The organism is Dysgonomonas sp. 521 (assembly GCF_010501055.1).
In the GTDB taxonomy this organism is placed as follows: domain Bacteria; phylum Bacteroidota; class Bacteroidia; order Bacteroidales; family Dysgonomonadaceae; genus Dysgonomonas.
The window spans coordinates 289-21,376 of record NZ_QVMO01000073.1 but is presented as its reverse complement, the minus strand read 5'-3'; the positions used below and the strand labels follow the sequence as shown (position 1 = coordinate 21,376).

The window sequence follows — 21,088 nt, the reverse complement described above, 5'->3', positions numbered from 1 at the left end:
CATAAACTGATGGCTCCTTAATTTATCGTTAAATCTCTCCGTAAAGGTAAAAACTATATAAATCTTGTAAAAGATGAGGCAGACCGAAGGCTTACGCTCCTGTGACCGTTGGTTGAGCTGAGAGAAAGGAAAAAACAGCCGAAAACAGACTAAAAATGAACGAAGAAAAAGACATAATAAAAAATTCGTATAAAATTTAAACAGTTTCTTAAACAGGTTCTAAACTAAAACTGTGTATTTTTGCAAGCACAATAGCAATATATGATTAACAAACAATATAAAGAGACAGCCCGCCGGGCAATGGACTTTGCTTTGCAAAACGGGTGTCAGGCTGCCCGTGTCTCTGTGATCACGGCCAATAATAATTCATTTGAATACAGGAATACCCAACTCGACAGGCTGCATCAGAGTTCCGAAAACAAGCTTTATATTGAGTTGTTCGTTGATGGCAGGTATGGTTCTTTTTCTACAAACCGTATAGACGGAAAGGAACTCGAAGCTTTTATCAGGGAGGGAATTATTTCTACACAATATCTGGCGGAAGATCCTTTCCGGCAATTACCCGACCCCAAAAGGTATTATCAGGAAAACGGGAAAAGCCTCGACCTGTGCGATGCTGATTTCGATAAGATAGATACCGGGCAGAAGTTGGATATACTCAGGCAGGCAGTAGAAGAGGTCTATCAGTCCGACGACCGTATTATTTCCGTTTCATCGGCCTATGACGATGGCGTTGGCGCCGAATATATGATAGCCAGTAACGGCTTCGAAGCGGAAAGCGTTGACTCCGCGTTCAACCTGATGGTGGAAGTATCATTGAGAACCGATGGCGACGCGCGTGCAGAATCCTTCTGGTATGACAGTGCCGTTTACTGGGACGACCTGAAAAAGATCGGTATCGGACAAAAAGCACTGGAACGGGCTTTAAGGAAAATAGGGCAGCAGAAAGTCGAGTCCGGCAAATACGATATGCTGCTCGACAATACAACATCGACCCGCCTGCTGTCGCCTCTGATTGGCGCTATGTACGGAACAGCCCTTCAGCAGAAGAATTCGTTCCTGCTGGATATGCTTGGCAGGCAGGTAACGTCGGCCAATTTCACATTGACAGACACTCCCCATCTTAGCCGTTCGTTCGGTGCACGGTGGTTCGATGGCGAAGGTGTAGCTACCAAAGACCGGATTGTTATAGAAAAAGGTGTTTTGCGGAACTATTTTATAGACACATACAATTCCTTGAAAATGGAGATGGCTCCTACTATAGCCTCGCCATCCATTATGCAGGTATCCCTTGGCGAAAGGGCATTTGACGATATGCTGGCATCAGTGCAGCGTGGGATATGGGTCACAGGCTTCAATGGAGGTAATAGTAATCCGACCACTGGCGACTTTTCGTTTGGTGTCGAAGGTTTCCTTATCGAAAACGGAGTAGCCGTAATGCCTGTCGGGGAAATGAATATCACAGGAAATATACTTTCACTTTGGGCAAATTTGGCAGAAATAGGAAACGACCCCCGCATAAATTCATCGTGGCGCGTCCCTTCCCTGCTATTTAATAATGTAAATTTTAGCGGATTATAACCTATGAGATCATTGCGGTTACTATTTATACTTCTCATCTTACCAATATTCAGTTTTTCCCAGATTCCCGCTACGGAAGTACGTGCCGTATGGCTGACTACGAACTGGGGGCTCGACTGGCCTGCGAAGGGTACAAGTGTCAGCGCGCAGAAAGCACAACTGAGACGGATTTTAGACCAGTTGCAAGATGCGAACTTCAATGTCGTACTTTTTCAGGCACGGGCACAGGGTTATACTTTTTACAAATCGAGGATAGAACCTCTCAGCCCTTACTTTAACCATAATAATAATTTCGATCCGCTGGCCTTTGCTGTAGAAGAGTGCCATAAAAGAGGAATGGAATGCCATGCATGGGTTATTGCTTACCCAATGGATAAGGTTAAATTTACGTATACAGGCAAAGGACGCAGGAGAAAGAAGATTCCGGTAAAGGATAAGCCAAATTATTATAAGTCTGTCAACGACCAGTGGTATCTCGATCCCGGAATGCCCGAAACGAGGAACCTGATTGTTTCTATCGTAAAAGAAATCACAAAGAATTACGATGTGGATGGCATCCATTTCGATTATATACGCTATCCCAGCAATACGCGGAAATTTCCGGATGAAGATACCTACCGGCGATATGGGAAGGGTATGAACATATACGACTGGCGCCGCGAAAATATTAATCTGTTGGTAACAGAAGCCTACGACGCAGTAAAGTCTATAAAAAAATGGGTGCAGGTAAGCAGTGCGCCCCTCGGACGGTACAAGGTCTTATACGATGTGGCTCCGAATGATGGCTGGACAGCCTATGAAACCGTTTTTCAGGATGCGGGCTACTGGATGAAGAGCGGGAAGCACGACCTCATGTTCCCGATGATGTATCACCGTGGACATTACTTTTATCCGTTTCTTAAAGACTGGGTTGCCAACAGTAACGGACGTATTGTCGTTCCCGGCCTTGGCGTATTTCAGATGGACGAACAGGGCTGGCCTTTGAAAGATATTACAGACCAGATGAAATATATCCGTGATCAGAAAGTACAGGGTGCGGCGTATTTCAGGACAGGGAATGTACTGGGCAACCTGAAAGGCATTTTAGATTCCATATATGTTTATTACCCTACTCCCGCCAAGCTGCCGCCATTGACCTGGCTGCACAATGCATCGCCCGGCTCCCCGCTCAATTTGCAGGTGTCGAGGGATAGGGAAGGCTATCTGCATATAAAGTGGGACGCGCCTGCTGCCGGCAGGGATTATACATATAATGTATATGTATCTGCTACAGAACCTGTAGATACCGACAATGGGGGGAATATACTGGCCACGGGATTGCGCACCAACAGCTATGCATTCAGAGCCAGAGAAGGGGAATTTGGTTATTATTATACGGTAACAGCTTCGGACAGGTACCATAACGAAAGTGTGGTCACTTTGCCCGCATTTTTCTCGCATTCTTTAAACGAACAATAATACTTAGAGTCTGTCTACAAGAGCCTATAATGAATATTTTCGCTAAAATTTAAAAAAGCTCTTAATATTAACTTTACTTATAATCCAAAAACTATACCTATGAAAAGCCTGCTAATCTTCATATCGCTGTGGCTGATAACGTATTCAGGGTTAGGCGCACAGCCTTTTTCGCCGGAAATCCCATGTCAGGAGGGTATCAACCTGCTGCCGATGTATGGTGGCGTAGCGAAATGTGCCGGGCAGTTAAAGGCTGATGAGGACTTTTTCGCTTATTGTGACGAGCATTTCGATGACAGGGAAGAGGCTTCTGAACATTACCGGGAAATAGGGTGGAACTATATGTATGGAGGCGATCTGGATACGGCGATGAAGCGTTTCAACCACGCCTGGCTTCTGGATGAAGATAACGCCGCCGTATATTGCAGTTTCGGTTGGCTTCTGGGTAAAAAAGGTAAGGCAGGCGAGGCGGTTCCCTTTTTCGAAAAGGCCGTAACGATGGAGCCTGATGATGCCGATTTGCTGATGTTTGTAGCTGTTGGGTACAACGAATTGTACGACAGTACGATGGATGAAACATATCACAAGAGAGCGCTCGAATTGCTCAACAAAGGGTTGCTATTAGAACCTGATAATGCTTCTATACAGGATGTGATAAACGAAATAGGCAGGAAGTAAAGCTTATTCCCGGCGGTTTATATTCACTTCGATTTGACTTGTGGCTGCGGCAGGCTTGCGGGTACTGAGTCTTTCAACTGGCTTATTGATTTACAAAAGACAGGATGCACATAATCTCCGGCTATCTCAGCCAAAGGATATAATACGAAAGTTCTTTCGTGCAGATGAGGATGGGGGAGTACCAGATCAGGGCTCTCTAATATCTTATCATCGAATAATAGTATATCGATATCGATTATCCTGTCCGTATATTCCTTATTCACAGACTTGCTATGGCGCCCCATTTCCCGTTCTATCGCCTGAGCCGTTTCCAGCACCTCGGTAGGGCTGAGACCGGTCTCTACTTTACATGCCGCATTCAGGAATTGGTTGTCGGACTGAAAGCCTACAGGCTCAGTAACATAAAAAGCGGAAGTGGCGACAATTTCGCCAATCCGCTCTTCTATATTGTCTATTGCATTTTCCAGATTTTCGCCTCTGTCTCCAAGGTTAGAGCCAAGGCCTAAATATACAATATGTGTATCTTTCATATTTAATAATTTAAGATTCAAAAATATAAAGATTTTAGTTTGCTTATATATAAACCTTAAATCTTTAAACCTTAAATCTAAATTATAAGCATTGCATCGCCGTATGTGCCGAATTTATATTTCTCCTTTACGGCAATATCATATATGTCCATTATACGGTCATATCCGCCAAACGCGGCAGTCATCATCAGTAATGTCGACTGTGGCAGGTGGAAATTGGTAACCATAGAATCAGCTATCCCGAAATCGTAAGGAGGGAAAATGAATTTATTTGTCCATCCTTCATTGGTTTTCAGGTGTCCGTCTGTGCTTACGATGGTCTCTATGGCTCTCATCACGGAGGTTCCCACGGCGCATACACGGCGGTTCTCATCCTTCGCTTTGTTTACTATCTCGGTAGCTTCCTGTGTGATAATCAATTGCTCTGAGTCCATTTTGTGCTTGGTCAGGTCTTCCACATCTATGTCGCGGTAGTTACCCAGTCCTGAATGCAGTGTGATGTAAGCGAAATGCAGTCCTTTTATTTCGAGACGTTTCATCAATTCGCGGCTGAAATGTAGTCCGGCAGCAGGAGCGACCACAGCACCTTCATTCTTAGCGAAGATGGTTTGGTAACGATCCTTATCGTCAGGTTCCTCGCCTCTGTTCAGGTATTTCGGTATCGGCGTTTCGCCCAATGCGTAAAGGGCTTTTCTGAACTCGTCCGATGGCCCGTCGTACAAGAAACGGAGCGTACGCCCACGCGATGTGGTGTTATCTATTACTTCGGCTACCATAGCGTCGTCGTCCCCGAAGTATAGTTTGTTTCCGATACGTATTTTGCGTGCGGGGTCTACAAGCACGTCCCACAAGTGAAATTCTTCATTCAGTTCGCGCAGAAGGAATACCTCGATTGTAGCGCCTGTCTTTTCCTTATTGCCGTACAGGCGTGCAGGGAATACCTTCGTATCATTGAAGATAAATACATCTTTATCATCGTAGTAGTCTATAATATCTTTGAAGACTTTGTGTTCAATGTCCCCGGTCTTACGGTTGACAACCAACATACGTGACTCGTCCCTGTTTTTCGCGGGATGAGTGGCGATCAATTCCTCTGGAAGATCGAACTTAAATTGAGAAAGTTTCATGTCTCTATATCTATTGTTTATTATTTATTCTAATATCAGTGCGTCCACGAATTCTTCGATCTGGCTTCCATCGATGCATTTGTCGAGGGTAACCTCGCCTATCCGTGTACGTTTCAGTGCAGTAAGATGCGCACCTGAGCCCAATGCGGTTCCTATGTCGCGGGCCAACGCTCTTATATATGTTCCTTTGCTGCAAACCACCCTTACCTCTATCTCGGGGAAAGTGTAGTCCAACAGCTCTATTTCGTCTATTACCAATAGTTTTGGCTTCAACTCAACATCCTGACCTTCGCGCGCAAACTCGTAAGCTCTCTTTCCATCCACTTTACAGGCAGAGTACACCGGCGGTATCTGTTGTATTTCTCCTACGAATCCTTTCAGCTTTTCTTCTACTAGCTCTTTAGAAATATGACTGGTGGGATACGTTGCGTCTATTTCCGTTTCCAGATCAAAAGACGGGGTGGTTTCTCCCAGCTTTATAGTGGCTATATATTCTTTTGTCTGATACTGGAACGATTCTATCAGTTTGGTCTTTTTACCCGTGCAAACGATCATTACGCCTGTAGCCAAAGGGTCGAGCGTTCCGGCATGGCCTACTTTCAGCTTTTTTATCCCTAATTTCCGGCAAAGTTTGTTCCTCAGCTTCCGCACGAGAGTAAACGATGTCCAGTTTAGTGGTTTATCAATGTATAAGACCTCTCCTGATATAAAATCCATTAATTCGTTATTCAATTCAAGTCGTTGGTTGTAGTTGTTATGTTGGCTGTGGTCTGGAACTTATTGATAATATAGTGGTCTATATCTGCTTCTACTTCCATTTTTCCTGTAAAAAGCAATACCAGTAATATTCCACCTACGATGATACGGTACCATCCAAACAACTTAAACCCGTATTTAGTCACAAAGCCTATAAAGAACTTGATAGCAAGCAGGGCGACAATAAATGCGACCACATTGCCCAGGATAAGCGAGCCTACATTTTCCTGCAACAGCGTGAAGCCTGTATCGGAAATAATCAGCTTCAGCAGCTTATACCCTGTGGCGGCTGCCATAGTAGGTACAGCCAGGAAGAATGAAAATTCCGCCGCGTTTTTACGGCTCAGCCCGCGGCTCATACCCCCTACGATGGTTGCCATAGAACGCGACACACCCGGTATCATGGCTATGCATTGGAAAAACCCGATGATGATGGCGTTCTTATAAGTGATTTCCTGTTCTCCCTTCTCAGGTTTGAAAAACCACTTGTCTACAAATAGCATCAGTATGCCACCAAGTACAAGCATGATAGCTACCACCGTTACACTTTCCAGCAAATCATCTATTCTATCGCTGAATATAAGTCCGAGGAAAGCTGCGGGAAGAAAACCTGCGAGAAGTTTCCAGTAGAACTCATATTTATATACAATATATTCGTACAGGTTTTTAAATTCGGCTCTGGTTTTGTCATTCTTGAAACGGAAGAACCTGTTCCAGTATAGAACAATTACCGATAAGATGGCGCCAAACTGTATAATTACAGTAAATGCCTTTACAAATTCGTTACTCTCGATGCCCATGAGGCTTTGGGCGATAATCATGTGTCCGGTGGACGATACCGGCAGGAATTCTGTAAGTCCTTCTACTATAGCAATTATTATTGCTTCAATAATACTCATTATAAATATCTGTTATGTAATTAGTTGTGTTCTTTCTTTTCGTCCGGTAATTCTTTCGGGCGTGGATACAGTATCCCTACTATCATCAGCAGAAATCCGGCAAGGCAAACCATCGGAGCCACAACAATCCTTTTCGTACTGAATATGTCCGGTTCGAAGCCACCTTCGATACTGGAGGCAGGGCCTGTCATCAATATGAATCCTACTATAATAAGCACTACAGATGCAGCACAAATGATGTAATTCTGTTTGCCGAATGCAAAATCTTTTTTATCCATTATATTTTCTTAAGCGTGATATAGTTTATTTGTAGTCATTCTCAAATACCTGTTCACTGCAAATGCCGTTGCAAATGCTGCGATGAATATACCGAAAACCAGTACAAGCCCGTAAACAATCAACAGTTCGTACATTGTCACTATCGACAGAGTTTCAGGCATTATGTTCGTAACGTAATACACTACCCCTGTAATAGCGAGATTGGCCAGTATGGCAGCCAGTATTCCACTCAGTATCATACGCCACATAAAAGGCCGCCTGATAAAGGAGTTGGTAGCCCCAACCAGTTGCATCGTATTGATAAGGAACCGTTTCGAATATATGTTCAGCTGGATGATACTCCTTATCAGCGTAAACGATATAAATACCAGTATTACAGCCAGTATGATCAGTATGCTCCCTATCAGCGAGAGCTTCGAGTTGGCGTTTATAATATCCTTTTCGTTATATACGATATTATTTACTATGGTGGCGCCTTGCAGGCTTTGCGCTTTCAGGCTGGCTTCCACCTTATTTATACTGTCGGAGTTTACATAGTCCGACTTGATGAACACATCGAAATAGGCATGGGCGGGATTATAACCCAGCACTTCTTCGGGGTCACGGCCCAGGTCTTCTACTAGCTGTTTTTTCGCCTCATCCTTACTGATGTAAATGACGGATTTCACGTATGGGTTCGCGTTCAGTCCTTTTTGTATTTTGGCGATGGACGCTTCGTCTATGCTTTCAGCAAGCTCTATCGATATGCCCATATTTTCTTTCAGGTACGAGCTGATTCCCTTTGCTGTAAACCCTACAAGGAAAGTCAGTCCGAGTAGAAAAAGGACAAGAGTAATACTAATAGTAGTAATAACTCCTGCCGTGAATAATGATATTGTTTTATACTGATGTTTACCTGACATATTGTACCGAGACAATTAAGTAGTACTTAATGAATAGGCATAAAACACCTAAATTCGCTGCAAAGAAACAAAATAAATACATCTTATAGCATTATTTTTGTTTTTTTTAATAATTAGATGCTTGTAAGCCAATATAAAAACACTATAAAGTGGTTATTTGTTTTGTTTTTTGTGATAATAATGCTGTGATTCTTGTTTTAACCACAAAGTAAAAGGAGTGGCACAGAGTCTTGATATTTTTAGAGCCTGTTTAAATTTTAGCGAAAATTTTTATTACAGGTTCATGTCAATAGTTCTTAGCAATTTTTTTATGCTCTTTTTAGCGTCTTTTCCCCTTTTTACTCTTGGTTTAGCCCGCTAAACCGGCTAGCAAAAATGATAAAATCCATCTAAAAATAGCTATAAAAAAGATTTGCTATAAAATTTAAACAGACTCTTAGATAAAAACAAATAACGATGAGAAGATAAGTGATGAAAATAGTTTAATACAATATTTTCTTTGTCATCCTGAGGCACGAAGGATCTCGTTCCTCAAAAGCAGAACTGGCAAGAGATGCTTCCTGTCGTCAGCATGACAAGAACGATAATTATGTTTCAATACTTTTCATTACTTATTGCTCATTTTAGCAACAATTATATACTCCGTGTTACTCCTTTTACTCCGTGGTTAAAAAAACAATTTCATTTTTTTAATAAATACCCTCTTTACAACCCCGTTTACGAAAGTCTTTTTGTTAAAATTAATCTTATATTTGTGTTTGCCATTTTTGGCTGAAAGGATATAGATTCACATAACTTAAAAAATATCATGCAAACAGAACTTACTAAGTCGGGCTTGAATCCTGCAAACTTCTCTGGGACAGTAGACGCAAAACCAGTACAAATGTATGTACTTACAAACAGTAAAGGCGCAGAAGCCACGGTTATCAATTACGGGGCGAAGATCGTTTCGCTGTGCGTACCCGACAGGGACGGGAAGCTGACCGATATTGTGCTGGGACATAACAATCTGGATGAATACCTCAACTCCGAAGAACCTTACTTCGGCGCTGTGTGCGGACGTACGGGCAACCGTATCGCCAATGGCAAATTTACCCTCGACGGAGTTACATACCAACTGGCAATTAATAACGGGCCTAACAACCTCCACGGAGGTATCAAAGGCTTTAATGCCGTAGTGTGGAATGCCAAGCAAACCGATAGCCAGACGCTTGAACTTACCTATCTGGCAAAAGACGGAGAAGAAGGTTTTCCCGGCAACCTGAATGTCAAAATAACTTACACGCTGACGGATGAAAATTCATTCGATATAGACTATGAGGCCACAACGGATATAGCTACTATTGTCAACCTGACCAACCACTCTTACTTCAACCTCTCGGGCGAAGGCGACCCTAGTGTGTACGATCACTCATTGAAGGTATTCTCCCGTGAATATTTACCGACAGACGACACCGCCATCCCTTACGGGAAGCCGGAATCAGTAGTGGGTACTCCATTCGATTTCCTGATGCCGCACGCTATAGGCGAAAGGATAGAAGAAGACTTCCAACAGTTGCAGTTTGGTAAGGGATACGACCATACGTTTATTCTAGAGAAAAACATGCCCGGAGATTTTGCTCTGGCACTCGAATGCTATTCTCCTAAAACAGGAATAGTAATGGATATATACACCACCGAGCCCGGAGTACAGTTGTACACAGGAAACTGGATGACAGGCAACTTCGAAGGAAAACACGGACATCGCTATCCGATGCGTGCGGCTGTATGTTTCGAAACGCAGCATTATCCCGACAGTATCAACAAGCCTGAATATCCAAGCGTGGTACTTCGTCCGGGAGAAACGTTCAAGAGCAGGACAGCGCATAAATTCACAGTGAAGAAATAATAATGATGTAGGGGAGGTGTCAGGAGCTTGTTATTCCGTGCCTGACACAGTACCTCCGTTTGGCGTAGGCTCTGCCTGCGTCATCGCTAAAAGCAAGGCTCCGCCTTGCAAAAATTATAACCCGACACAGGCAGAGCCTATGCCGAGCGGAAGGTTGATTTTCGCTATTTGTCTCCTACGGAGACATGTTTTTCAGTTAGTCCCTGCCACGGGTTTTACCCGTGGTTATTCATGTTCAGTCCCTTCGGGACATAGAGCGTTCTTTTGATATAATCAGAGGAAAAAAGGTAACAGGGAAAAGTAATGAAAAAAGTCACCTTTGCTAAGTACATGACAAAGTTTTATATCCTGCTGTAGGGGCATCCCCTTGTGGGTGCCCGTAAACGATGACAAGCGGGCAGGGACAAGCCACTGCCCCTACATCGTCTCCAAATCGTGTTTGAATAATTTTTGTTATGTACTGTGCACTTTTGTCACTTTTTCAAAAATATTCCCTTTGCGATTTTGCATCTTTGCGAGAAATTTTTAGAATAATGAGTTACAGATTGTGGCTTTATACACTGTTGATTGTTAACTGAATAAAAATTTTTATTATGAAAAAAACTATATTCTATTCCCTATTAGCAATTGCCCTGACATTTATCACGAATGCGTGCAGTTTATCTGATAAGCATTTCCTGAAAGACGAACAATACAGAGAGCAGGTACATCAGCAATTCCTGAAACGTAAAGAACTTGCAGCCGGACGCAGCCAGCAATTATTTTCTGTTTTTGAAAAACAAGGGCTGACCGCCGAACAACGAGAAGCACTTGAATTCCTGTATGCCTATATGCCATTATCCGACCTTGCCGACTACGATGGCGACTATTTCCTCGGGCAGGTGGATGCAGCGTTCAAAGCCCGAGACTATTTCGACTGGGGGAAGAAAATCCCCGATGATATATTCCGCCACTTTGTGCTGGTTTACCGTGTGAATAATGAAAATCTCGATACAGCCCGCCAGGTACTCTTCGATGAATTGAAAGACCGCGTAAAAGGGTTGACAATGGATAAAGCCGTACTGGAGGTAAATCACTGGTGCCACGAGAAAGTGACTTACAGAGGGACAGACGGACGCACATCCGCTCCTCTTGCCCTTGCTAAAACATCGTGGGGACGTTGTGGCGAAGAGTCTACGTTCACTACCGCGGCTCTCCGTGCCGTGGGTATCCCTGCGCGCCAGTGTTATACGCCTCGCTGGGCGCATACCGACGACAACCACGCATGGGTAGAAGTATGGGTAGACGGCAAATGGCACTATATAGGCGCCTGTGAGCCCGAGCCCGAACTGGATGCAGCATGGTTTTCGGCACCTGTGAAACGGGCGATGATGGTGCATACCAATGTGTTCGGATTATATAACGGCCCTGAGGAAAAGAATGTACAGACCGACCTGTATTCGGTTATCAACCTGCTTGGTAATTATACAGATACACGGGAAGTAAAGGTAAAAGTGGTGGACGAAACAGGCAAACCAGTTGAAGGCGCCACTGTAAAATTCAATGTATATAACTATGCCGAATTTTATCCAATTGCCACAGGCTCTACCACAGAAGGCGGCGAGGCATCTATTATTTCAGGCATGGGCGATATATTTGTTTGGGCTGATAAGGGAGATGTTTACGGTTATGGCAAATCGGGCTCCGGCTCAGGAGAAATAACCGTTACGCTTAATAATAAGCCCGGAAAAGACTTTGAGGAAATTATTGTTGTAGAGGCTCCTGCCGAACAAGAAATAAAAGAGCTTGCCCCTGAGAAGATTGCCGGGAATGCGAAACGCCTGGCTTATGAAGATTCGATCAGGAATGCTTACATGTCTACATTTATCAGTGAGGCGGATGCCCGTAAATTTGCAGAAGAGAACAAATTGAATGCTGACAAGACATGGGAACTTCTTTCTAAGTCGCAAGGTAACTGGCAGGAAATCAAAACCTTTATGGAGGTAAAGAAAAACAATCCTTATCTCAATACATTCCTGATGACGCTCAGAGATAAAGACTTAAGGGACACTCCTTCGGCCTATCTGTCAGACCACCTGATAGTGGGGGATGATGTTGCCTTCAACAAGATGATACCGGACAATCCTATTATAGGAAATATTTACTCTCCCCGAATCTCTCTGGAACTTATCCGTCCGTGGAGGAGTTTTTTCAGAAAAACATTGACGGAGGACTTTGTAAATAAATCGAGAAGCGATATAAACGAGGTAATCAGATTCATAAGCGAAAATATTAAGATCAATGATGAAGAAAACTATTATAAATGTTCGCTTTCCCCGCAGGGGTCTTATGAACTGAAAGTTTCGGACAAACATTCACGGGACATTCTTTTTGTGGCGCTCTGCCGTTCGATGGATATTCCTTCCCGCATGGATCAGACAACCGGACGTCCGCAGTATCTGAGAGCCGAAACCGGATTGTGGACAGATGTATCCTTTGATACACAGGCGGAAGAAAAGCCAAAGGCTACTATCCAGTTTACCAATGCGAAGGGTAATATTGTGAAACCAGGTTATTATACACACTTTACCATAGCACGTTACGATAACGGAGACTTTGTTACCCTCGACTATGAGAACAGTATCAAAGACCTGCCAGCAAGGATAACTGTTGACGCGGGCTACTATCGCCTGATGACAGGCAGCAGGGGGAATGACGGTTCGGTAACTATCAGCACTCGTTATTTCGAAGTAAAAGGTGGCGAATCTAAACATCTTGAGATCAGCCTGCCTAAGGTGGAAGGGCGGATACAGGTACAGGGCATCGTAGACCCTAACACTGTGGTTACGTTACAGGATGGTAGCAAGAAGTCGCTGAAAGAACTGACTAACCGCAAGGGGCTGATGATATGTTTTGCCGACCCCGACAAGGAACCAACCAAACATATACTGCAAGACCTTCCGGCTGTACAGCAGGCAATTGAAGAATGGGGCGGAGGCATATTGTTTGCCATACCGGATGATAAATTGAGTAAAGCTTTCGATGCTTCGGTGTTCAAAGGGTTGCCCAAACAGTCATTGTGGATGACGGATAACAACCGTACTCTGCTGAATACTGTCGCGGGAGCATTGCAGATCAACTTCTCAAACAACTTCCCACTTACTGTATATTTATCTACCAATGGAGGCATTTTGTATTCTTCGCAGGGGTATCATATCGGTACCGGAGAGAATATAATCAAAACGATTGAACTGGAAAAGGAAACGAAATAGGGTATAGAACATAGATAGTAGAAGTGGATAATATTCTAGTGATAAGCCACTTCTGCTATTCGTATATCTAATCTTTCAGCTTTAGCTTCATCATTATATCAGTCTGCTCATCATTTCCGAGCATGAAAAGATGCTTGCCGAACTCAACAAAACCGTTCTTCTTATAAAATGCGATTGCCTTGTCGTTCTCTTCCCATACACCCAGCCACACATAGTCGGCATTTTTTTGTTTTGCAACCTCTATGGCCTTCCTGTAAAGCGATTGTCCTACATGCTTGCCGTGGAAAGCCGGTAAAACGTAAATCCGTTCAATCTCGAGGGCTTTGTTGTCTTTCAGATCTGTTTGTGCTTCCGCCGAATTGAGTTTCAGATAGCCGATTATATTATCGTCAACTATCGCAAAATAGAATTCCGAGTTTTCGTTGTTAAGCTCTGCAGTCAGCTTCTCTAAAGATAGATTTTCTTCCAGGTATTTATTCATATCCTCCCCGGTATTTACTTCCGAAAAGGCCTCCGAAAATGTTCTCCTGCTGATTTCCTGTAGTTGGTGTATATCCGATGAGGTTACTTTTCTTATATGTATATCATTCATCTTTTTCCAATCTGGTATTTCATATCCGGTTATAAATATACAAAAAACAGCAATTTGCCATACAAATTGCTGCCATTAGTTAGCCGGAGGCAACCTTATTTCTGTGTGTTTTCTGTAATTATCTTTACAAGGTCTTCTTTCGACGCCAGCCCTTTTATCCGTGTAAGTTCCTTTCCATCTTTGTAAACAATGATGGTAGGCAATACTTCCACACCTTTGCCTAAGGCGAATTTCTGATAGTTATCCACATTCAGTTTGCCTATTTTTACCGACTCCTTGTATTCCTTCGCTACTTCTTCGAGTATGGGAGCCATTCGGCGGCAAGGCCCGCACCAGGGTGCCCAGAAATCTACCAGTACAAGTCCGGCGGCAATCTCTTTGTCGTAGCTGGACGCAGTAAGTGTTACTATCGGAGAATCCTTATCCGATACGGTATCATTGTTACCAAACAGATTGTCATTGCCAAGTATAAAGACAATAGCCAGAAGGACTATGCCAAGTATGGGAAATGTTATTTTATTCTTCATCTTAAACTATTATTACAGGTAATCAAACCACAAATATAATAGTTCATATCTATTAAAATATACCTGTTATGACTATTTATATATTTTTTCGGTCTGATATATATTAAAATCAACTATTTTTGTACCGGAAAGGATAGTATAAGGAATGAACCAAGAACCTCAGATACTGGACTTAGATAAAGTGCTGGCCGAGAAAGCTCCCCAAATTTATAATAAAACACCCCGCTTTATTATAAATTACCTGAAACGTAAGATTCATTTGGATGAGCTGAACGAAATACTCACAATCTATGCCGACAAATACGGAGTAGACTTTATGCAGTCTGTAGTCGGCTATTTCAACCTCACACTGAATGTTTCGGGGATGGAAAAGCTACAGGATGATAAGCGGTATATGTTCGCTTCGAACCATCCGCTGGGAGGGCTTGACGGTATCTGCCTGTCTGCCGTTATAGGCGGGAGGTACGACAAGAAGATAAAGTATGTGGTAAATGATGTGCTTTACTTTATAAAGAACCTGCAACCCATATTTCTTCCGGTCAACAAATACGGACGGCAGTCAAAACAGGCTACAAACACATTGAATGATGCATACGGCTCAGACAATCAGATTGTAACTTTTCCCGCCGGATTATGTTCGCGTAAGGAAAATGGTAATATCCGGGATTTAGACTGGCAAAAAAACTTCATATTGAAAGCTATAGAATCGAAACGGGACGTAGTTCCGGTATATTTTGAAGGTAAAAATTCAAATTTCTTTTATAGATTTGCAAATATAAGGAAACGTCTGGGCATAAAATTCAATTTTGAATTGATACTTCTGCCCGACGAAATGTTTAAGAATAAGAATAAAAGTTTTTCCATCATCTTTGGCAAGCCTATTCCTTACACACATTTCGACAATACAAGGAGTGTGTCTCAATGGGCTGAATATGTGAAGGAAGAATCATACAATCTGGCAAAAACAAACAAATAATAGATGGAAACTATCATCTCACCAATCGACAAGAGTTTATTGAGGGCAGAGCTGACGAAAGATAAACTTCTGAGGCACACCAACAAGGCCAACAATGAAATCTATATAATTACCCATCACAATTCGCCGAATGTGATGTTGGAAATCGGACGTCTGCGTGAGATTGCGTTCCGGTATTATGGAGGAGGTACGGGCAAAGATGTGGACATAGACGAGTATGACACCATGGACAACCCGTATAAGCAGCTCATTGTATGGAATCCCGATGCCGAAGAAATAATCGGAGGCTATCGTTTTATTTGCGGGCCCGATATCTGTTTCGACAAAAATGGCGAGCCTGTACTGGCTACATCGCACCTGTTCCATTTCTCCAGGAAGTTTATAAAAGAGTACCTGCCTCATACTTTCGAATTGGGACGTTCGTTCGTCACCCTTGAGTACCAGTCTACACTTGCAGGTTCGAAAGGTATTTTCGCGCTCGACAATCTTTGGGACGGACTGGGTGCATTGTCTGTCGCCGACCCGTCGATGAAGTACTTTTTCGGAAAGGTTACGATGTACGATACATACAATACCAAGGCAAGGGATATGATACTCTACTTCCTGAATAAGTACTTTCCTGACCCCGATACACTGGTCTGGCCAAAACAGGCTCTGAATATAGAAACAGACCGGAAGAAACTGAAACGCTTGTTCGATGGGGAAACGTTTAAGGCGGATTACAGGATACTCAATACCTCCGTCCGTAAACTAGACCTGAATATTCCTCCTCTTGTGAACGCCTATATGAGCCTGTCGCCACAGATGAAAGTATTTGGAACGGCTGTCAATGATACATTTGGCAATGTGGAAGAAACAGGAATTCTGATCAATGTAGATGAGATTCTGGAAGAAAAGAAGAAAAGACACATCGAATCTTACCTGAGGGATAAACCTTCGAAACGTTTCCTGAAAAGGCTTCGCCAGATGATAAACTGGAGCTGGTCGCGCTATGAGGATAAACCAAAACCTAAAAAGAAAAGAAATGAGGGCTTTTTTACAATCTCCCGTAGGAGCTATCGAGATAGAAGAAACTGACGGTTATATTTCATCCGTGAGGATTGTCCCGGATGAAAAGGTAGGGGAATCCGATTCCTGCGAACTTCTGAAAAAAGCGACAATGCAGCTTCAGGAGTATTTTGCCGGGGAACGAAAAGAGTTTGACCTCCCGCTCAGGCAGGAAGGTACGCCCTTTCAGCAAAAAGCATGGAATTACCTGTCTACCATCCCTTATGGGCAAACAGTATCATATAAAGACGAAGCTATAGCCATAGGTTCGCCCAAAGGATGCAGGGCTGTGGGCGCGGCGAACGGAAAAAACAATCTGGCAATAGTAGTGCCATGTCACCGTGTGATTAACGGAGGAGGCAAACTGGGCGGCTATGCATACGGTACAGATATTAAACTTCTCCTGCTCGAACTCGAAAACCATTATAACCTCATGTAATGCTTGACCTCTCCCGATACAATATAATACTTGCATCCAACTCCCCACGCAGGAAAGAGCTTCTTTCAGGACTGGATATCTCTTACCAAATAAAGACCCTGCCCGACATTGACGAATCATACCCCGAGCATCTCACAGGGGAAGATATCGCTATCTATATAGCAAAGGAGAAAGCTGACGCCTATCTGGACAATCTGGCGGATAATACATTGCTTATCACAGCAGATACAATCGTCCTGCTGGACGGCAAGGTGTATGGCAAGCCACAGGATGAAGCAGAAGCAAAACAGATGCTTCGCGACCTGTCAGGTAAAACGCATCAGGTGCTGACAGGTGTGTGCATTACCACCAAAGACAAACAAAAGGCATTCGGCGTATCATCGGAAGTACGCTTTAGTAAGCTTGACGATGATGAAATCGAGTACTACGTAACCAAATACAAACCCTTGGATAAAGCCGGTGCATACGGCATACAGGAATGGATAGGCTATATTGCCGTGGAGTATATCTCCGGTTCTTATTTCAATATAATGGGGTTGCCGATACAGCGGCTGTACAGGGAGTTGAAAGAATTCTGAATCTCTTTTTTATTTATTTTGCTATCGCAATACGCAGGCTGGAAGTATGTGTGAGCGGAATCTGCCATCCGGTTATATTATATGCGGATTGCAAATCCTGATAGTAAGAACTTCGGGGGTTGCAAAGGACGAGGTTGATAGTTGACAATTGACAGTGGACAATGGATAATCCTATTCATTTTTTATCACCGTAGGGACAGGGCTCTGCCCTGTCCTTATCCAAACGGTTACCATATTATTTACGGACAGGGTAGGACTGCGGACAGGGTAGAACCCTGTCCCTACGAATACACGGGATATTATTCACAAACAGGGGATATCAGGATTTGTAATCCCTGAAGGACGAGATAATTTTATTATTTTTTCTACATGTTCCCTGTGGCAAAACCAATTGCCACAGGGTAGGATAAAAGATCCTTGTTGATTCGATGAACGAATTATTGAGATTTCACACATCTAAAATACCCACCTTGAGAAAAAGTGATATGTTTAGCCCATTGTCCAAAACGATAATACCAAATTCTTTTTTCACTATACATATTATTTGACCAATACATATGTGTGTGCATATTAGTAGTTTCTGGTGCACTTGCATTTTGGATTGTTAGCTTGTTATGAATATCAGCGATTGATGCCAATTCAGCGATTGACGGCAATCGCCACATTCCATTCTGGCGATCAATATCATCTACAGCCCGAGTTCCTTGAGTACATATGTTTAATGCACTCTCTATACCACCTAATTGACCTATTGAAGGCCAATCGAGTCCACTATTAGCTCTTCCATCTCGATAGTAGTAACACACGGACTTGCCTGTTGCGGTGAAAAAAGGAAGGAGGTTGGTGAATTTTGAGGTTGATGATCCTACCGTTACTTGATCTAGGTATCCACTTGTGGTTTGTATATACTCTCCGCCAACAGCCAAATATCCCGGACAACAGGTACAATCCTGTACCGATATATCAAGCTTAAGCATCACATCGGTACCCTTACCGTCCGCCTGGTTGTTATACACTACATACAGCTCGGCCTTCAATGCCTGATCGCGGTCTAAGCCGCCGGCGCCGTTCGCTAATTTGTCTTTGTTCAGGTCGTCACGGTATTTTACCGATACGGTGAATGTACCGCTCAGGTTGGTTGCCGTTGCCCACGATGTACTACCGGGAGTGATATCTTCGATAATGTCACCATTGGTATTGACGTGGATAAAGCGGATATTACTTACCTTGTCAGTACCGTTGGTCTTGAAGGTATAAGTCTGCGTATTGGTAGCCGGTTTGCTGAAGTCAGCCTTCTGCGAGGTACGGCTGGCTTGTGTCCCGCAGCCATCGCCAAAGTTGCTTTCAACAACATCGAAGCAGGTAGTCCCGATGAAGGTACCTGCGCCCGGAGTCAGGTCTTTCGGATTAGGATTCACCGTCACGGTATATAGCCCCGTACTCATGGTAGTGCTGCCACATCCGGCATTCTTCACCTGGCAATAGTAGTAGAAATCCTGAGAAGATGCTACCGTTTTATTGACTACATAGGTATTGTTGGTAGCACCGTCTATAACAGTGCCGCCTGTGGTAGAAGCCGTGGTGTTGCTGTACCACTGGTAAGCAGCTGTAGGAGTACCCGAAACGAAGGTAGCCGACACAGTACCTAGAGTAACTCCCGTGCCGGACACCGTGGTCAGGGCAGTAGCATCCGAAGGCAATACGCTCACCGGATCTACACAGGCACTTTCTACATTTGCAATATTATGCTCTGCCGTACCCGTACCGCAGGCATTGGATACTGCCACCTTTACGCTGGCAGGCCCCGTAGTACCATCGAATTTCACGACAGCGTTGGCGGTATTGCCGCCGCCCGATATCAGTGTACCGTTTTCGATAGTCCATACATACTGGGTAGCCGGAGTAAAGTTGATGGTAGCCGCATAAGTGACCATATCGCCCTGGTTGGGATTCTCGGTGCTGCGGTTCAGGGTTACGGTAGGCGCAGCCGAGATGGTATTGCTCAGGGTGATCTTAGCCGCAGGGCTGGTACAGCCATCGGTAACGGTAACGGCATATTCGCCGCCTTCGTTCACAGTGATGCTCTGTGTATTGGCATAGGCCACATCGTTCTTGTACCACTGGTAAGTAAACGGGCCTGAGCCCGAAGCCACGGCATTGAGGGTGGCTATTCCCGAACAAAGCTGCTTATCACCCGTAATGGTAGGGCGGGCAGGGATAGTACCCGTAGTGATGGTTTCCGAACCGATGGATTCCGCCGCGCAGCTTCCGCCCAAGGTGGCACGGCAACGGATCACTACGCTCTCCAATCCCGAAGGTACATTATAGAGAATGGTTTTTCCCGTACCTATCTGTGTATTGTTTTCGTACCAGGTGTAGGTATAGCCCGTCTGCACATTGCTTACCGATAGCTGTACGCTGCCGCCTGCACAGAAAGCGGCAGACTTTACGATATCGGGCTCTATCAGCGCTACGCCCGTATTAGGGTCTACCGATACGGTCACCACATCGCTCGGGGTAGACCAGCATGTACCATCATTCACCACAGCAAACCAGTTGCCTACGCCCGCTTCTATTTCATTATCGGGTGAAGTAAGAGCCTGCAATACCCCGTCCTTAAACCAGCGGACGGTTCCTGTCGCGGGTTTGGCGGCAATCAGCTTGGTAGTACCTGTCGGACCGCAAACCAGCCCGTTATTCCCGCGTACCACGATAGACACAGGGTCGGGTGCGCCCGCGCCGTCACGGGTAACGGTAACGGCATTGCCAGCCAGTTGGTTACAACCGATAATACCCATCCATATATCGTAAACGCCTGCTTGGGTAACGGTAAGATTATTCACCCCGCGGGCGATCTCCATGCCGTTGCGTGTCCAGATAAGCTGGTCGAGGTTAGGTGTTGCAGGGTCTACCCACAAGTACACGGCGCCCCCGGCACAGAATGAGATATCCTTGCCCGAAGGGTTGCTATTGATAGAGGGTGCATCACCCAAAGAAGGATCGCAGCCCTGTCCCTGCTGGGTAAACAGGAAGTCCTTGAACAGGCCCGTACAGCTGCTTGTCACCCGTACCACCGCCGAGCGGGGTTTGGTAGAGTTATTGGCCTCGAACGAGATGCGGAATGTCCCCGCCGTTTCGTCCGTTTCCGTCAGCGAGAGGTAATCAGCACCCGTCAGCACGGCAAAGGTAAAAGGCCCGTTTACACAATCGGGGTCGGTGATTTCAAACTCATTGTCGCAGCCCGTACCATCAGCCGCAACATCGGTACACGGCTTTGGGCTGATGTCCATCTGGCTGGTACCGTCGCACATACTGATCCAGCGCTGGGCGTTGTAGTACTCCACGCAGCGGGTATCGGTGTTGTAGATGGTCAGCCCTTCGTAGAGGAAGGGTGTCGCCCTGTTAGGGTCGGAGGTGAATGCCGAGCCTGTTGCACCGTCTTTGAGTGCGTTGCGCTGGGCGGTACTCAGGTGGGGAAGGCGCAGGCCTCCGGTGTTGCTACTGCCGGAGACGACCTCCAGGATGGAATAATTCTCGGGGGCTTTGCCTTCCCCTACGGTTACCTGGGCGCGAAGCCCGGAAC

General features: G+C 44.6%; 18 protein-coding genes. 9 read left to right on the top strand and 9 right to left on the bottom strand.

Annotated features, from left to right (window positions below):
- Positions 1–261 precede the first annotated feature (261 nt).
- From D0T84_RS17230 to D0T84_RS17220, 3 genes are all read left to right on the top strand, one after another.
- Complete coding sequence (locus D0T84_RS17230) at positions 262–1,581, top strand: TldD/PmbA family protein (protein WP_185155764.1); 1,320 nt, start codon at positions 262–264, stop codon at positions 1,579–1,581.
- 3 nt (positions 1,582–1,584) lie between these two features.
- On the top strand, positions 1,585–3,039 hold the full coding sequence (locus D0T84_RS17225; protein ID WP_163309101.1) for a glycoside hydrolase family 10 protein: 1,455 nt from the start codon (positions 1,585–1,587) through the stop codon (positions 3,037–3,039).
- A 99-nt stretch (positions 3,040–3,138) separates the two neighbouring features.
- Positions 3,139–3,714 carry a M48 family metallopeptidase gene (locus D0T84_RS17220; RefSeq protein ID WP_163309100.1) on the top strand — a complete coding sequence of 192 codons (576 nt, stop codon included), beginning with the start codon at positions 3,139–3,141 and terminating at the stop codon, positions 3,712–3,714.
- A gap of 23 nt (positions 3,715–3,737) precedes the next feature.
- On the opposite strand, the gene folK is transcribed toward D0T84_RS17220, so the two are convergent.
- The 6 genes from folK to D0T84_RS17190 all read right to left on the bottom strand — a co-directional run bounded on the left by folK (position 3,738) and on the right by D0T84_RS17190 (position 8,207).
- Entirely contained in the window at positions 3,738–4,244 is a 507-nt protein-coding gene (folK, locus tag D0T84_RS17215) for a 2-amino-4-hydroxy-6-hydroxymethyldihydropteridine diphosphokinase (protein WP_163309099.1), read from the bottom strand.
- Positions 4,245–4,321: 77 nt separating this feature from the next.
- Positions 4,322–5,371 (bottom strand): tRNA preQ1(34) S-adenosylmethionine ribosyltransferase-isomerase QueA, encoded by a 1,050-nt coding sequence (queA, locus tag D0T84_RS17210; RefSeq protein ID WP_163309098.1) that lies wholly within the window; start codon positions 5,369–5,371, stop codon positions 4,322–4,324.
- A 24-nt stretch (positions 5,372–5,395) separates the two neighbouring features.
- A complete protein-coding gene (gene truB, locus D0T84_RS17205; protein WP_163309097.1) occupies positions 5,396–6,088 on the bottom strand; it encodes a tRNA pseudouridine(55) synthase TruB in 693 nt (230 codons plus the stop codon).
- A gap of 11 nt (positions 6,089–6,099) precedes the next feature.
- Positions 6,100–7,026 carry an undecaprenyl-diphosphate phosphatase gene (locus D0T84_RS17200; RefSeq protein ID WP_163309096.1) on the bottom strand — a complete coding sequence of 309 codons (927 nt, stop codon included), beginning with the start codon at positions 7,024–7,026 and terminating at the stop codon, positions 6,100–6,102.
- Positions 7,027–7,046: 20 nt separating this feature from the next.
- Positions 7,047–7,304 carry a DUF3098 domain-containing protein gene (locus tag D0T84_RS17195; RefSeq protein ID WP_163309095.1) on the bottom strand — a complete coding sequence of 86 codons (258 nt, stop codon included), beginning with the start codon at positions 7,302–7,304 and terminating at the stop codon, positions 7,047–7,049.
- 9 nt (positions 7,305–7,313) lie between these two features.
- A complete protein-coding gene (locus D0T84_RS17190; protein ID WP_163309094.1) occupies positions 7,314–8,207 on the bottom strand; it encodes an ABC transporter permease in 894 nt (297 codons plus the stop codon).
- 808 nt (positions 8,208–9,015) lie between these two features.
- On the opposite strand from D0T84_RS17190, the gene D0T84_RS17185 reads away from it, so the two are divergent.
- Positions 9,016–10,095: an aldose epimerase family protein gene (locus D0T84_RS17185; RefSeq protein WP_163309093.1), complete on the top strand. Its 1,080-nt coding sequence runs from the start codon at positions 9,016–9,018 to the stop codon at positions 10,093–10,095.
- Positions 10,096–10,688: 593 nt separating this feature from the next.
- The gene (locus D0T84_RS17180; protein ID WP_163309092.1) at positions 10,689–13,346 is read left to right on the top strand and encodes a transglutaminase domain-containing protein; all 2,658 of its coding nucleotides are present in this window, start codon (positions 10,689–10,691) and stop codon (positions 13,344–13,346) included.
- A 67-nt stretch (positions 13,347–13,413) separates the two neighbouring features.
- On the opposite strand, the gene D0T84_RS17175 is transcribed toward D0T84_RS17180, so the two are convergent.
- On the bottom strand, positions 13,414–13,938 hold the full coding sequence (locus D0T84_RS17175; protein WP_163309091.1) for a GNAT family N-acetyltransferase: 525 nt from the start codon (positions 13,936–13,938) through the stop codon (positions 13,414–13,416).
- A gap of 95 nt (positions 13,939–14,033) precedes the next feature.
- Positions 14,034–14,465 (bottom strand): thioredoxin, encoded by a 432-nt coding sequence (trxA, locus tag D0T84_RS17170; RefSeq protein ID WP_163309090.1) that lies wholly within the window; start codon positions 14,463–14,465, stop codon positions 14,034–14,036.
- 145 nt (positions 14,466–14,610) lie between these two features.
- Between trxA and D0T84_RS17165 the strand changes: the two genes are divergently transcribed.
- The 4 genes from D0T84_RS17165 to D0T84_RS17150 are packed head-to-tail and all read left to right on the top strand — an operon-like array spanning position 14,611 to position 17,505.
- Positions 14,611–15,441 carry a 1-acyl-sn-glycerol-3-phosphate acyltransferase gene (locus D0T84_RS17165; protein WP_163309089.1) on the top strand — a complete coding sequence of 277 codons (831 nt, stop codon included), beginning with the start codon at positions 14,611–14,613 and terminating at the stop codon, positions 15,439–15,441.
- 3 nt (positions 15,442–15,444) lie between these two features.
- The gene (locus D0T84_RS17160) at positions 15,445–16,518 is read left to right on the top strand and encodes a GNAT family N-acetyltransferase (protein ID WP_163309088.1); all 1,074 of its coding nucleotides are present in this window, start codon (positions 15,445–15,447) and stop codon (positions 16,516–16,518) included.
- Positions 16,466–16,927, top strand: coding sequence for a methylated-DNA--[protein]-cysteine S-methyltransferase (locus tag D0T84_RS17155; RefSeq protein ID WP_163309087.1), 462 nt, complete (start codon positions 16,466–16,468; stop codon positions 16,925–16,927). The genes D0T84_RS17160 and D0T84_RS17155 overlap by 53 nt, the downstream gene beginning before the upstream one ends.
- Positions 16,927–17,505: a Maf-like protein gene (locus tag D0T84_RS17150; protein ID WP_163309086.1), complete on the top strand. Its 579-nt coding sequence runs from the start codon at positions 16,927–16,929 to the stop codon at positions 17,503–17,505. Before D0T84_RS17155 ends, D0T84_RS17150 begins: the two co-directional genes overlap by 1 nt.
- A gap of 437 nt (positions 17,506–17,942) precedes the next feature.
- Here D0T84_RS17150 and D0T84_RS17145 read toward each other — a convergent pair.
- Positions 17,943–21,088: DUF1566 domain-containing protein (locus D0T84_RS17145; RefSeq protein WP_221413146.1), on the bottom strand; the 3,146-nt coding region annotated here is incomplete at its 5' end.

What these genes read in the sequence shown, in the direction of transcription:
- truB (WP_163309097.1), bottom strand. Translation starts at nt 6,088, where the DNA reads ATGGATTTTATATCAGGAGAGGTCTTATACATTGATAAACCACTAAAC.
- trxA (WP_163309090.1), bottom strand. Translation starts at nt 14,465, where the DNA reads ATGAAGAATAAAATAACATTTCCCATACTTGGCATAGTCCTTCTGGCT.
- D0T84_RS17175 (WP_163309091.1), bottom strand. Translation starts at nt 13,938, where the DNA reads ATGAATGATATACATATAAGAAAAGTAACCTCATCGGATATACACCAA.
- queA (WP_163309098.1), bottom strand. Translation starts at nt 5,371, where the DNA reads ATGAAACTTTCTCAATTTAAGTTCGATCTTCCAGAGGAATTGATCGCC.
- D0T84_RS17155 (WP_163309087.1), top strand. Translation starts at nt 16,466, where the DNA reads ATGAGGGCTTTTTTACAATCTCCCGTAGGAGCTATCGAGATAGAAGAA.
- D0T84_RS17220 (WP_163309100.1), top strand. Translation starts at nt 3,139, where the DNA reads ATGAAAAGCCTGCTAATCTTCATATCGCTGTGGCTGATAACGTATTCA.
- folK (WP_163309099.1), bottom strand. Translation starts at nt 4,244, where the DNA reads ATGAAAGATACACATATTGTATATTTAGGCCTTGGCTCTAACCTTGGA.
- D0T84_RS17190 (WP_163309094.1), bottom strand. Translation starts at nt 8,207, where the DNA reads ATGTCAGGTAAACATCAGTATAAAACAATATCATTATTCACGGCAGGA.
- D0T84_RS17225 (WP_163309101.1), top strand. Translation starts at nt 1,585, where the DNA reads ATGAGATCATTGCGGTTACTATTTATACTTCTCATCTTACCAATATTC.
- D0T84_RS17180 (WP_163309092.1), top strand. Translation starts at nt 10,689, where the DNA reads ATGAAAAAAACTATATTCTATTCCCTATTAGCAATTGCCCTGACATTT.
- D0T84_RS17150 (WP_163309086.1), top strand. Translation starts at nt 16,927, where the DNA reads ATGCTTGACCTCTCCCGATACAATATAATACTTGCATCCAACTCCCCA.
- D0T84_RS17185 (WP_163309093.1), top strand. Translation starts at nt 9,016, where the DNA reads ATGCAAACAGAACTTACTAAGTCGGGCTTGAATCCTGCAAACTTCTCT.
- D0T84_RS17165 (WP_163309089.1), top strand. Translation starts at nt 14,611, where the DNA reads ATGAACCAAGAACCTCAGATACTGGACTTAGATAAAGTGCTGGCCGAG.
- D0T84_RS17230 (WP_185155764.1), top strand. Translation starts at nt 262, where the DNA reads ATGATTAACAAACAATATAAAGAGACAGCCCGCCGGGCAATGGACTTT.
- D0T84_RS17195 (WP_163309095.1), bottom strand. Translation starts at nt 7,304, where the DNA reads ATGGATAAAAAAGATTTTGCATTCGGCAAACAGAATTACATCATTTGT.
- D0T84_RS17200 (WP_163309096.1), bottom strand. Translation starts at nt 7,026, where the DNA reads ATGAGTATTATTGAAGCAATAATAATTGCTATAGTAGAAGGACTTACA.
- D0T84_RS17160 (WP_163309088.1), top strand. Translation starts at nt 15,445, where the DNA reads ATGGAAACTATCATCTCACCAATCGACAAGAGTTTATTGAGGGCAGAG.